This window comes from Moorena sp. SIO3E8 (assembly GCF_010692445.1).
Lineage (GTDB): Bacteria > Cyanobacteriota > Cyanobacteriia > Cyanobacteriales > Coleofasciculaceae > Moorena > Moorena bouillonii.
This window is the reverse complement of the sequence record NZ_JAAHHM010000161.1, coordinates 1-13,293: the sequence shown is the minus strand read 5'-3', so window position 1 is coordinate 13,293 and position 13,293 is coordinate 1. Positions and strand designations below refer to the sequence as shown.

The window sequence follows — 13,293 nt, the reverse complement described above, 5'->3', positions numbered from 1 at the left end:
ATGGTTTTCCGTTGGAGTTTTGGTATCTGCTAAAAACCTAGACATAGCTAGAAATAGGGAGTAGTGAGTCGGGAGTCGGGAGTCGGGAGTCGGGAGTCGGGAGTCGGGAGTCGGGAGTCGGGAGTCGGGAGTCGGGAGTCGGGAGTCGGAATGCCCTGAAAAAAAAATTACTAGTCTGTCTAGCTGTTTTTCACCTAATGAGGTACACATAATTTTGCCCTGTTCTCTCTTCCCCTCCTGGGAGGGGTTAGGGGTGGGTTACTCTTCCCTTTTCCCTGTTCCCTGTTCCCTGTCCCCTGTTCCCTGTTCCCTATTCCCTGTTCCCTATTCCCTGTTCCCTAAAACCATAAACTCTGTACCTCAGCAGATTTAAAAAACTATATTGGTCACTTTTACCTTTTGGCTTTTACCTTGTGCCTTCTTTGCCTTCGTTCTGCTATCGACTGGCGGCGACTTTGTATAGACACAACTTTTGCCTCACTACTCTCTCGTGCCACCCGAATCAACAACCCAGCCGAACACAAACTGGAAATCATCGAACTTCCCCCATAACTAAAGAATGGGAAGGGTAAACCAGTAGTGGGAAGAGCCCCAGAAGCAACACCAATATTTAACAGAGACTGTCCGACAATAAACAGCATTGCCCCAATCGCGATTAACTGATAGACTCGGTTTCTTGCCTTGATAGCTACAATCACCGCTAGGGTCATGTATGTCATCAACAAAAACATTAGCGCTATACTGCCAGCAAAGCCAAATTCTTCAGCAAAGACAGAAAAGATAAAATCAGTGTGTTGAATCGGTAAATAGAATAACTTTTGTTGGGATAACCCAAAACCAGACCCCCAAGTACCACCCGAGCCAATAGCTAGAAGACTTTGAACCAATTGGTATCCATCTCGCATCGGATCAGCCCAAGGATTTAGGAATGACATCACCCGACGCCGCTGGTAATCCTTGATGCTGATACTGAGTACTGCCAGCAGAACACCACCAAATGCTGTACCTCCCAAGTAATAAAACGGTAACCCTGCCGCTAGAGCAACTAGCCACAAGGTCATCCCACAAAGTGCTGTTGTACTCAGATTAGGCTGTAACAAAATTCCGAGCAACACCACCATAAAAATCCCCAGCCACGTCAAACGGGTCCGCCACTGAAGCCGGTCCCACTGCCCAAATACCCGAGCCGCTTGTAACACTAGAAACGGCTTCATCAACTCCGACGGTTGTAGGGGAACCGAACCCACAGATACCCAGCGAGTTGCCCCATTAACCGTTGTTCCCACACCAGGAATTAACGTCAATAAGAGCAGCACCAAGAGCACCAAGACCAACCAATGGCTGATTTTTAGCAAATAACGCAACGGTGATCGCACCAATAGGTTAAATCCCACTAAACCCAAGACTACCCAGATCAGCTGTCGCTTGACGTAGTATGTCCCATCCCCTAACTCGACATCTGCGATCGCATAAGAAGCTGAGAACAGAATTACTATTCCGATCAACAGCCATAGAAACGTTAACCACTTCAGTAACCGAGCAGTAACTGCCCAGTCTGTAGTAGAGGGGTTAAATAATAGAATCAGGTTACGTAGAGCCACGTTTCATCAGGTTGGTTAAAGGTTATGTGGTTGAACGCGATGGACGAAGTCCCGCTTTCAGCGATCGCGTGGCCATTCGCGTAGCGTGGCCAATAGGCCAAGGCCAAGGTTATGTGGTTGAAGGTTATGTGGTTGAAGGTTATGTGGTTGAAGGTTATGTGGTTGAAGGTTATGTGGTTGAAGGTTATGTGGTTGAACGCGATCACGTGGCCATTCGCGTAGCGTGGCCAATAGGCCAAGGCCAAGGTTATTTGGTTATGTGGTTGTTCGCCCAAGGGGATTCGGTGTCGGTTAGGTTGAAGGGGGAGAAACAAGCATATAAGAGTAACGTGTTTTCTATCCTCCCTGCCTTCTCTGTCCCTTATCTTCCATGTCTCTATCTTCGATGTCTTGCTTATAGCGTTTCTCATAGTAATGAGATACACAATAGTTTTCTACTGTTGCCTTTTGTATGCAAGCCTCTTGCCTCTTGCCTATTCCATATTGATAAATGATATATCTTCCCTCTCTTGCCTATGTTTCCATCCCCCCATTTTGAACCAAAAATCACAAAGGGGTCTTAGTAGACCCCCTGAAATTTTTTTTTTGATAAACAGCTATTATCGAAAAATCCTTACAAACCGGTGTTTGTACCTTGCTTACCAGTTGCCAGCTTAACTTTAATAATTTTGCCACCCATTTTCTGGATGCGCTGCTGCTCACGGAACCAGTTCTCGTAGGAAACGAGCTTGGTAAAAAAAGTATTCTGTAACTCCCGTTGTGTCCTAATTCGGCTTGGGCTTGGCACACAAGCAGTTACTTCAAACATCCGCATGAGCTTATTTCTCCTAGTAAAATTCAAGAAAATTTTAATTCTGGTTTGATTCCAAGATGTCTAAAAAACTCCCTAGCGCCTATAGCGAGGGAATAAATTGGTTAATCAAATATCTCAACTATTCCAAAGTCTGGGAGTTAATTGTCAATACTAGACTGTCAAAACTCCTCTGCTTGACTTACGTGAGCCAGATTCGCCTTTAACAAGCTAGCACTCACAATCAACTTCCCAGACCTTAATTACACAGACAACTACAGGCTGGCGAATTCCATCAACGCTAGCTAAGTTAGCTTAAGCCAGAGCAGATGTAGTCAAAGTATACACCCATTTCCTTACCAGCATCAGGACCAACTAAGCTAGCGGTAACTTCCTTCATGCCTTGGATGGAATTGGTGGTATTGCCAATGGGAACACCAAGGGAGTTGTAGGTTTCCTTCAAGCCATTGAGTACGCGCTCATCAAGGATAGATGGGTCACCGGCCAACATCGCATAGGTAGCATAACGCAAGAAGTAATCCATGTCACGGATACAAGCTGCGTAGCGGCGAGTGGTGTACATATTGCCACCAGGACGAGTGCTGTCGGAATACAACAGGGTCTTAGCAACTGCTTCCTTAACGATGGTAGCAGCATTAGCACTAATGGCAGTTGCTGCACGTACCCGCAGCTCACCAGTTTGGAAATAGCCTTTGAGCTTTTCCATAGCGGAGTCGTCTAGATATTTACCTTGGACGTCCGCAGAGTTGATAACAGCAGTAATTGCGTCTTGCATGATTCTATTTCCTTATTTAACTCAAGTTGTGATTATCGGTTCTACAGACAGACTATGCCATCATCAGAACACTAGGCAAAGGGGTATTTATTGCCCTACAACAATCCACCAATCACATAGTCGAAGTAAGAGCCAGCTTCAGCAGCATCGTCCCCAGACATCATGCCAGTAGCGATACCCTTCATGCAACGGACGCTTTCAGCAACAGCATCAATGGAGGTACCTAAAGACTTGTACATTTCCTTAGCACCTACTAGACCAATTTCCTCAATTGGTGTGGTATCACCAGCAACAATACCGTAGGTAATCAAGCGTAGGTAGTAATCCATGTCCCGCAGGCAAGTAGCGGTCATTTCTGGACCGTAGGCGTTACCACCAGGAGAGACAACATCTGGACGCTTTTGGAATAGTTGGTCTCCAGCTTGCTTAACAATTGTCTCACGGGAGCCTGTTAAGGTTTGAGCGATACGTAAGCGCTGCTCACCAGAAGTAACAAAGCTTTTGATACCGTCTAATTCACTAGGGCTCAGATAGCGAGCCTCAGCATCTGCATTCACGATGGATTTCGTGACAATACTCATAGATGGATTCCTCCAGAAAAAAATATCACCAGGTTTGTTTAAACCGGCATTTCCAAGAATGAACGCTCTCTAACTAACCTTGCGGTGTAATTAGAGCTTCTGTCGCATTGCAGTTACCCGCAATGTGCCGGGTAAATCGCCGTTCTCGATACGCCGTCAGCACAGAGCGCCAACGCACGTCCCAGCAAAAGTTGGTTTGGCTAACCCCGCCTAAATTAAAGACCTTAATCAAAGCCTTAATCAAAGCAGGTTAATCATAAACCTAGCTTCCGGGAATATTTTGCTACAGATTGTTGACATTTTTCCTAGCTTCGCAACACATCGTAACATTTTCCCTAATAAAGTACGAAGTTATGAAGGGTGAGTTACAGGTTAGTGGCCTTAGTTAAGGGAGTAGGGAGTAGGGAGTAGGGAGTAGGGAGTAGGGGTTGCGAAAATTGACTGTACCTCAGTGATGGCAAAGTAATTTTAGTTTGGGGTTGCTATTCCGGCTTGATCAGGTTTGGGGGTTGAAAGTTGAACCTTTAAGCCTAGTCCAACCTACCGACAGCCTTTAAACCTCCAAACCTCCAAACCTTTAATTTTCAACCTTCAACCTTCAACCTTTAATTTTTAACCTTCAACCTTCAACCTTCAACCTTCAACCTTCAACCTTCAACCTTCAAACCTTGGCCAATAGGCCACGCGATCGCGTTCAACCTCCAACCTTCATAATTCAGACTCCCTGACTAACCCGCTGATAGGGGACTAAGTCTTCACCAAAGAAGCGGGAGTATTCTGAACTATCAACCATAGCGGTTACTGCAGCTTCTAGACCCTGTCCCGCCAACAGCTGCTGGTAGGTTTGAACCTCACCGTGAGTGTTAGGGGTACGTCCGAGTAAGTGCCGGAACAATAACTCAACTACTTTCGCAGGGGGATAAGCCTGGTAAAACCGCTGACTATAGGTGTTACTACTCGCCAAGGCTTTAACAAACTGCCGCACGGAAATTTCCCCATTGCGCAGTTGACTGTCTAGATGCTGTTGCCGGTATTTTGGTGGTACTGGTTCACCGAATAAATCCAGGACCTGGTCATAAATGGAATCAATCACCACTGCGCTTTCGACCTGAGAAATGTTTGGGGTGATGCGGAAAATCCGTGTTGGCTTAGCAGATTTAGGATTCAAGGTTGGTTGGTTCCGATTAGAGGAACGACCTACCTTGGCCAGCTCGGAGGGGTTGGTAGCCATCTCCCACTTTTGGGCAGCCATATCTGCGATCGCTTTTCCGGTCAAAGGTAGCTTAGACGAATCCATGCGAGGCTCGACTGGATCAAAGCTTGGTACCACCACATCACTATTCTGCTTGGTCTGCTGATTATACAGCTTCTCGGTGTTCGGGAAATTAGCAGCTGGTAAGGTGGGGAAGCGGCGGTACGGAACGGTATCTTCTCCAAATGCCTGAGCATATTCCATGCCATTGACCATTGCGCCAATAAAGCTCCGAATCCCTTCAGAGGCTAGAATTGCGTTGTAGGTCTGGATTTCCTTCTGATTTAAGGGGGCACGTCCTAGGAAGTGCTTGGTACCCAGCTCAATCACCTTGGTGTTGGGGTAGGGGGTGTAGAACTCTTTGATGTAGAGATCAGAACAACCTAAGCCTTCAATAAACTCCTTGAGATTAATTTCGCCATTGCTCAGTCGGCTTTCCAGGGAGGTGAATGCTGCTTGGATCACATAGGGTTCAAGATCCCGCTCAAATATCTGCCGATAAGCTGCTCCAATCAGGACTTTCAAGGCTGGCTTATCATTAAGGTCAATCAGCTTAAAGATCTTGGTTTGTTCACGCTGTACACTGACCCCCTGATTAATCCGGAATTCAACTTCCGGTTCGGTGAGCATGTCTTTGCCCATACCCAGCTCAACAAAGCGAGGTACTTTCTCCTCACCCATGATTGCCATTGCTGATGTCACGCTACCAGACACTCCGGTGCGCATTTTTAAACCAGCTGCCGTCACATAGCGCTCATAGGGAACCGTATCTTCCCCAAATGCCTCAGAGTACTCTTTTGTGTTGACAATTGCCTCTACTACACCGTAGAAACCTTTTTTATAGGCAACATCATAGTAACTGTTCATCTCGGAGCGCCCATAGCTAGGACGACCGAGCAAACGTCGGTGGATATATTCAATTGCCTTGACCACATACAATGGTGTCCAGTAACGTTTGCGGAAACCATCAGACTTCGCCAGCATTAGGATAAACTCGCGGACGGTAATTTCACCGTTTTCCAGCCGAGCTTCCCCTGAAGTCAGCCGTTCCCCTTCATAGGGCATAAAGCCAAAGACTTGAAGGTAACAGGCACGAATTACCCTTTGAGTAGAGCTTTCGGCAAATTTGATACTCTTGTCTTGTGTACTAGGGATCTGGTCAAGGCGGATCACCTTAGAGCCAAGGGAACCGGGGGACATACCCCTTGCCCCTGGATTACTATTTTGGTTATTGATCCCTGGGCCTTGGTGGATCAGCAGGCGTTTAGTATCTTTGCCAAAGAGAGCGGGGGTGGTAGTAGGATTCCGGGTTTCTTTCGGGAAAATTGCCCCAAACTGAATTTCCAAGGAGTCATTACCAGAACCATAGACATGTTGGTCAGGTAGGGGTTGCTCGTATTTGGCAAAGGTATTGAGAAACTGGGCATCCTTACGGAAGGGAGCACTATAGCGCAACAAATCTTGCTGCATGCCCCAGTTGCGGCATTCTTGAGCCTCTTGACCATAACCCCTCAGATAGGGAACCGTTTCTTCGGCAAAGTAATCGGAGTATTCCTGAGAATCCACCAGGGCATCTACTAGAGCGGGTAGACCACCATCGGAAACAATGGAGAAGTAGCTTTGGACTTCTTCCCTTGAAGATGGACCCCTACCTAGGAAATGGCGGAAAGCCAGTTCTAAGGCCCGACTATTGATAAAAGGTTCAAAGAATTGCTTCCGGTATAGTTCAGATTTGCCCAAACGGCGAACAAACTCCTTCATGGAAATGTTCCCGTTTTTAACTAGAGATTCTAGATAAGAAATTGACAAACCGTAGGCGCGGGTAATGTCACGCTCAAATATTTGCCGGTAGGCAGCTTTAACTACCTCAGTTTTTTCTGAGGATGACAGACCGGGCTTCATCACAAACTTAGGACGCCGCTCGGCTGCATTAAAGTAACTTTGGGGCAATTGCAGCCCTTGTTGGTCTATCGAAGGGCGTTGCCGCAGTTTATCGGAGGGTGTAGCAGCTTTAAATTCGTTCAGGGTAATGTCAAAGTACTGGGCAACAATCTCCTGTGCCGACTGATCACCTTTGAAATAATCTAGTGAAGCCGCCCGCATTCCCTGGATTGCCACGATTGTGGCATCAGCTGAACAAGCATTTTCAATGACTTCCCGCAAACCTCGAACATTAACCACTAGGATGTTGGGATCACCAGCAACAATGGCGTAAGTGATATAGCGCAACATCCAAGATAGGTCCCGCAAGGACTTTTGCATATTCCTCGGGCCATAGCGGTTGATGTCGATGGGACGGAAACCTGCTGGGGTTGGTCCAGTTGGAGAACTAAACAGAGCGCGGAAGCCCGAAAATAATCCACCTCCACTCTCGACAAAGGTACTAGTTCCCAAGGTTTTGGTGTCGGGAACCCCTGCAGCCCCAGCCCCTACTAGGGCAGGTTCTTCCTTAGGCTTTTCCAGGAAAGCCATTGGGGAACCACCCACAAAAATCCGGTTAGCCGCCTTGGATACGATTAGGTCTGAGTTTTTGGTGATCAGATCAGCAATTGCTAAACGCTTTTCTCCAGAACGGAAGTAATCCAGTAGCTCGTTGATCTCTCCATTTCCTAAGAAGCGGTCTTGCTGTTCTGCTTGGATAATGGTTGCAGATGGGACAGTTTGATAGAGTTGCACAGGGGCAACTGAGCTTCCACCACTTGCCTTGACACTCATTGGTTTGTTAAAGCTCCTAAATTTTTATGCTGTCATTGCGGACTTATGCCGCAGTTAATAAACACGTTTTAGACACCCATTTGGTGGGTAGGCATTTGATGTTAGTCCTATCCAATCTCACGAAGAAAGACGGGAGTAGAACAAGCCCCACGTCTAATGACCGGGGAGGAAAAACGACACGAGCGGTTTTAACCGTCGTCAAACCACCCTTTTCAGGGTGAGGGATTAAAAAATCCCTCAAAACTCCCATTTCTGGGGTTAAGTTTGCCTCGCCAATGTTATCGATCGGTACTCTCCAGATGGCACTGTCTTACCCCTCGTACAACTGTTTAACCATCCGGTTCTAGAGCTTGAGACTGGCACGCATCCCAAGGTAGGAACTTTAACTCTTATCGATAACGTAGTCCTCGTAAGACTTAGGCTGGTCAGCTATCTAAATAAAGAGGCTCGTTCGTGTAAGCGTGTGCTTCGCACAAAGCCCCGTCTTTTCAGAGCGGGGTGCTGACTGCTAAACTCGACTAGCTTTTAGATTAAAACTTTTCTGATCTCTACGGTTTATTTATTAAGAATTGTATAGAATTTAGGGGATCCAGTTCAGGATTGATGGCCATTGATCCCAGTAAACCCTCGAAATTATACTTTATTTTCGTAAAAAATTTCTCCGAATAATTAAGTTTTGTAAAGTTTTGTGATGAAAACCTCTCAAGAAACCGCTGCTGCCGTTGAGCGCCTCTACGATACCTACCCTTTTCCCCCAGAACCCTTACTCGATGAGCCACCTCCTGGATACAACTGGCGCTGGAATTGGCGAGCTGCTTATAGTTTTTGTACTGGGCAAACACCCCAAAGAGAGGAGATTCGGATTCTAGATGCTGGTTGTGGAACAGGGGTAGGCACAGAGTATCTGGTTCACCTCAATCCCCAAGCCTCAGTAGTGGGGATTGATATTAGTGCTGGGGCCTTGAAGGTAGCCCAGGAACGCTGTCGCCGCTCAGGTGCTGATCGGGTCGAGTTTCATCACTTGAGCTTGTACGATGTTGACCAAATCGAGGGTCAGTTCGATCTAATTAACTGTGTAGGAGTGTTACATCACTTGCCAGACCCGATCCGTGGGATTCAATCGATAGCTAAGAAATTAGCACCAGGGGGCTTATTTCATATCTTTGTCTATGCTGAATTAGGACGCTGGGAAATCCAGTTGATGCAGCAAGCGATCGCACTTTTGCAGGGTCAAAACCAGGGAGACTACCAGGATGGGGTGAAGGTAGGTCGTCAATTATTTGAAGCACTACCAGAAAAAAACCGAATTGTCAAGCGAGACCGGGAACGCTGGGCTTTGGAAAACCATCAGGATGAATGCTTCGCGGATATGTACGTTCATCCCCAAGAGATTGACTATAACATTGAAACCCTATTTGAACTAATCGATGCCGCTGGCTTAGAGTTTCTTGGGTTTTCTAATCCCCGCTACTGGCAGAAAGAGCGCTTATTTGGCAAAAATCCAGAGTTAATGGCACGCTCAGAAGGTCTCAGTGAACGGGAGCTATATCGGTTAATTGAATTATTAGATCCCGAACTGACTCATTATGAGTTTTTCCTGACCCGTCCTCCCTTAGAGCGGGTAGATTGGTCAGAGGATAACGACCTGTTAGCAGCAATTCCAGAACGGCACCCTTGTATGACCGGTTGGCCAAGTAAGTCCCTATTTGACTATGATTACCAGCTGGTTAAGCTATCAGATGAGGAATTTACGTTTCTCGAAGCCTGTGACCAGAATGGTAACTCAGCCGACAACTCATCCCAATCCCAAACTGTAGCAGAAATTATCAAGCATGTTAACTTCGATTTAGATGGAGTGCGATCGCTACTCCAACGCCAGTTGATTATGCTCAACATTGATAGATAATGCAAGCGGTCAGCGGTCAGCGGTCAGCGGTCAGCGGTCAGCGGTCAGCGGTCAGCGGTCAGCGGTCAGCCATCAGCGGTCAGCCTTGGCCAAAGGCCACGCTAAGCGAACAGCTTTGTGGAACAGGCTTCTAGCCTGTGAGGTGACTTCACTCAGATTAAACCAATGCTTACCTGTTTTATTCAAAAGCTGATAGCTGATAGCTGATAACTGATAGCTGATAACTGATAGCTGATAGCTGATAAATGATAACTGATAGCTGATAAATGATAGCTGATAAATGATAACTGATAGCTGATAGCTCCATCCCTGTTCCCTGTTCCCTGTTCCCTGTTCCCTATCAGATGACAAATGACAAATGTTTGCCCAAGGTTTCAGTAGTTGTACCAATCTACAACGGTGAAGCAGATTTACTAGAGTTAGTCCGTTGTTTGCAGGCACAGACCTATCCCACTGACCAAGTAGAGTATCTGTTAGTGGATAATAATAGCCGCGATCGCACTGCCTCACTAATCCAAACTGCTGTTACTGAGGGAGCATCTGAGGGCATAACCTTCCACTACATCCTAGAAGACCAGATTCAAAGCTCCTATGCCGCCCGTAACAAAGGAATTCGAGCTGCTAAGGGCGAAATAATTGCTTTTACTGATGCAGACTGTCGTCCCCAACCCCATTGGTTAGCAGACCTGGTCTCACCCTTTGCCAATCTCAGTATTGGTATTGTTGCTGGTCAAATCATCGGGTTGCCCGGTAAAACCTGGCTAGAAAAACACGCTGAGTACCATAATGTTCTATCTCAGGAACATACCTTAAACCATTCCTATTGTCCCTACGGTCAAACCGCTAACCTAGCAATCCGACGGCAAGCATTAGAGGAAGTGGGATTGTTCCGTCCTTACCTGACCACTGGTGGTGATGCTGATATCTGCTGGCGTATTCAAAAGCAAAGCAAGTGGCAATTACACCTTGCCCCAACCGCCATAGTAGAGCACCGACACCGTTCCACTTTTCGGGAGTATCACAGTCAATGGCATCGGTATGGTCGCTCTAACCGTTACTTACATCAGCTCCATGGTGTGCCCTTGATGCGGGATATTCCACCAAGGGAATATCTGTATCGGATCAGTCGTTGGTTGCTGAAAGAACTACCGCGCAATAGTATTAATGCGATCGCAGGCAAAACCGATCCGATTGAGCTAATCAGCACACCCATTGGTCTATTTGGAACTTGGGCAAGGGCAAAGGGACAACAAGAAGCCCGGCTGCCAGACAAAGCCGATCAGATAGAGTGGTTTTCCCATGGAAGCTGATAGCTGCATCCCGATTCTCGATTCCCGATTCCCGATTCCCGTTCCCCTCCTGGGAGGGGTTAGGGGTGGGTTCCGATTCCCGATTCCCGATTAATCACAAATCACTTATTAGGTTCATGTAGGGTGGGCAGTGCACCAGACAGATAATGAAGCTTGCAAAGCCCGTTGGTAGGCACTGCCCACCCTACGATTAATGACAATGGTGCAAGATCTCAGTCTAAATTGCGCTACACTAAGGCTAGTAGGGGTTAAGGAATTAGCGATGTCAGCAAAACTCTTATTGGTAGACGACGAACCAGGAGTAAGGGAAGCAGTCAAAGAGTATTTGGCAGAATTTGGTTTTACCGTAGATGTTGCCAGCAATGCTAATGATGCTTGGCAGATGTTACAGCAGAGCACACCCGAACTAGTAATTTCTGACATCATGATGCCTAAAGTGGATGGGTATCAATTCCTACAGCAGCTTCGAGATGACCCCCGTTTTAAAGCACTGCCAGTGGTGTTTCTGACCGCCCGTGGCATGACCTCAGATCGAATTCAGGGTTATCAGGCCGGTTGTGATGCGTACCTACCGAAGCCCTTTGATCCAGATGAATTAGTCGCTATTGTTCAAAACCTCTTGGAGCGTCGTGCTGCTAGCTCGGAAGATAGTGTAGGTAGTACAGAGCTTGAAAAGATAGCCAAGCAGGTGGCTGAAATCCGGGCAATGTTAGACCAAAAGAATGGAATTGTCCAAACTCCACCACCCTTGCGCATTGATTTTACAGCTAGAGAGCAGAGTGTTTTAGATTTGGTTGCCCAAGGGCTAATGAATAAAGAAATTGCCCGACGTTTAGAGACTAGTGTTCGTAATGTTGAAAAATACGTTAGTCGTCTGTTTAGCAAAACGGGAACCAATAGTCGTACCGAGTTAGTTCGCTATGCTTTGGAACATGGTTTAACTAAGTAAAGGTTGAGCCTATCCTTAGGAACAGTACAAACAGGATTGTCCATCGTGGGATGGGGTTAACTACGCTTCGGCATTTGCGATCGCAAATCGAGGAGCGTTGATTAATATGAATGCAGTTAAGCCTTGGGAGTGGCGGAAAAGGAATTAAATAGGTATTTTTAAGTGCGGAATGTAGGTTCTAGGTTTTTTTAGGGGTTGGCAGAGTATTTTTGAAATTGTTAAGATCCATTAAAGAACTGCTACATAATTTGCTATACATAACAGAATCGGCTATTTAAATCTTAAATTCAGGAGCATCAGTGAAGTTAATTTCGGTTTTTAACAATAAAGGTGGTGTGGGCAAAACAACTCTTACATATCATTTAGCCTGCGCTTTAGCAGAACTCGGTAAAAAAGTTTTAATGCTTGATTTAGACCCTCAATGTAATTTAACTATTTATGGATTAGATTCAGAAAGTTTACATGAAATTTGGCAGGATGAAGATGGATTCATTGATGATTTTAATGCGACCCGTAAGAAATTTGAAGATTCAGATTTTGAATCGTTTAATAGAAATCACAGAACAATTCATTATATTCTTAAGCCTATAGAGGATGGCATAAGCGAGCCAAAATCTCTTCCTCGTCCAATTGAAGTAGCTACAAACCTAGATTTAATTCCAGGTCGTCTAACCCTACATATGTACGAAAATAAGATTGCCGAACGCTGGGCTGGTTTATATAGGGGAGAACCACTGTCAATTAGAACCATAACTCAAATTAGAGCTATAGCTCGTAGATATGCTTCCGAAAGTAAATATGACTTTATAATTGTGGATACATCTCCAAGTTTAGGAGCTTTAAATAAGGTAATTATATCTACAGTTGATGGTTTTTTAGTGCCTTGTTTTCCTGATATGTTTTCTTTGTATGGAATTAGAAATATTGGTAAATCTTTACTTGAATGGAAAAAAGATTTTGATACTATTTATCCCCTTATTTCTAAAGAGAAAAGAAATGAATTTCCAGAAAGGTTTGTGAGCTTTCTGGGATTTACTATATACAATGCAAAAAAATATTCAGGTCGTACACCCCTCAATCTTGCTCAAGCTGCTTATAATTATGCCAATGATATCCCTCAAACAGTTAGGGATTATATCAGTTCTGAAGTTCGTCAACACTTAGATGATGAGATGATTGATAATCCGATTGGCTATCAAGAAGTTATGCATACACATAATACATTACCTTCAATGGCTCAAAAGTATAGAGTTCCAATTTGGAAAGGTAAGCATTCAGGTGATGGGGTTGACAAAAAGGGAAGGATGAGTAGTAGTGTAGAACCATGGAAATCAAACCGCCAGCTATCCCAAATAGCTTTGAAGCTCTGGAACTGCTGCCCCAATCAGTTCTG

General features: G+C 45.6%; 11 protein-coding genes and 2 pseudogenes. 5 read left to right on the top strand and 8 right to left on the bottom strand.

The annotated features are described in order from the left end of the window. On the bottom strand, positions 1–210 hold a 210-nt coding region (locus tag F6K46_RS34005), incomplete at its 3' end, for a hypothetical protein (protein ID WP_293117819.1). 182 nt (positions 211–392) lie between these two features. Continuing rightward, positions 393–1,601: an FtsW/RodA/SpoVE family cell cycle protein gene (locus tag F6K46_RS34000; protein ID WP_293064411.1), complete on the bottom strand. Its 1,209-nt coding sequence runs from the start codon at positions 1,599–1,601 to the stop codon at positions 393–395. A gap of 26 nt (positions 1,602–1,627) precedes the next feature. On the opposite strand from F6K46_RS34000, the gene F6K46_RS33995 reads away from it, so the two are divergent. Continuing rightward, entirely contained in the window at positions 1,628–2,095 is a 468-nt protein-coding gene (locus tag F6K46_RS33995; protein ID WP_293064408.1) for a hypothetical protein, read from the top strand. A gap of 119 nt (positions 2,096–2,214) precedes the next feature. Here the strand turns inward: F6K46_RS33995 and F6K46_RS33990 are convergent, their stop codons facing one another. The 5 genes and pseudogenes from F6K46_RS33990 to F6K46_RS33975 form a co-directional block, all read right to left on the bottom strand. Beyond that, positions 2,215–2,415, bottom strand: a complete 201-nt coding sequence (locus F6K46_RS33990; protein ID WP_070394728.1) for a phycobilisome linker polypeptide — start codon at positions 2,413–2,415, stop codon at positions 2,215–2,217. Positions 2,416–2,701: 286 nt separating this feature from the next. After that, the gene (gene apcB / locus F6K46_RS33985; protein ID WP_070394727.1) at positions 2,702–3,187 is read right to left on the bottom strand and encodes an allophycocyanin subunit beta; all 486 of its coding nucleotides are present in this window, start codon (positions 3,185–3,187) and stop codon (positions 2,702–2,704) included. A gap of 95 nt (positions 3,188–3,282) precedes the next feature. Next, positions 3,283–3,768 carry an allophycocyanin subunit alpha gene (locus F6K46_RS33980; protein ID WP_008180111.1) on the bottom strand — a complete coding sequence of 162 codons (486 nt, stop codon included), beginning with the start codon at positions 3,766–3,768 and terminating at the stop codon, positions 3,283–3,285. A gap of 715 nt (positions 3,769–4,483) precedes the next feature. Further along, positions 4,484–4,867, bottom strand: a pseudogene (locus tag F6K46_RS40415) (phycobilisome rod-core linker polypeptide); the annotation flags it as partial. 207 nt (positions 4,868–5,074) lie between these two features. Continuing rightward, a pseudogene (locus F6K46_RS33975) lies at positions 5,075–7,735 on the bottom strand (phycobilisome rod-core linker polypeptide); the annotation flags it as partial. 691 nt (positions 7,736–8,426) lie between these two features. Between F6K46_RS33975 and F6K46_RS33970 the strand changes: the two are divergent. Further along, positions 8,427–9,641: a class I SAM-dependent methyltransferase gene (locus F6K46_RS33970; RefSeq protein WP_293064401.1), complete on the top strand. Its 1,215-nt coding sequence runs from the start codon at positions 8,427–8,429 to the stop codon at positions 9,639–9,641. Between the two features lie 72 nt (positions 9,642–9,713). Here F6K46_RS33970 and F6K46_RS33965 read toward each other — a convergent pair whose 3' ends face one another. Continuing rightward, complete coding sequence (locus F6K46_RS33965; RefSeq protein ID WP_293064398.1) at positions 9,714–9,992, bottom strand: hypothetical protein; 279 nt, start codon at positions 9,990–9,992, stop codon at positions 9,714–9,716. Between F6K46_RS33965 and F6K46_RS33960 the strand changes: the two genes are divergently transcribed. The 3 genes from F6K46_RS33960 to F6K46_RS33950 all read left to right on the top strand — a co-directional run. Beyond that, positions 9,986–10,951 carry a glycosyltransferase gene (locus tag F6K46_RS33960; RefSeq protein WP_293064395.1) on the top strand — a complete coding sequence of 322 codons (966 nt, stop codon included), beginning with the start codon at positions 9,986–9,988 and terminating at the stop codon, positions 10,949–10,951. The genes F6K46_RS33965 and F6K46_RS33960 overlap by 7 nt on opposite strands. Before the next feature lie 262 nt (positions 10,952–11,213). Continuing rightward, entirely contained in the window at positions 11,214–11,900 is a 687-nt protein-coding gene (locus F6K46_RS33955) for a response regulator transcription factor (protein ID WP_293064392.1), read from the top strand. Positions 11,901–12,199: 299 nt separating this feature from the next. Next, positions 12,200–13,293 (top strand): AAA family ATPase (locus F6K46_RS33950; RefSeq protein WP_293064389.1); only part of this gene is annotated, 1,094 nt, incomplete at its 3' end.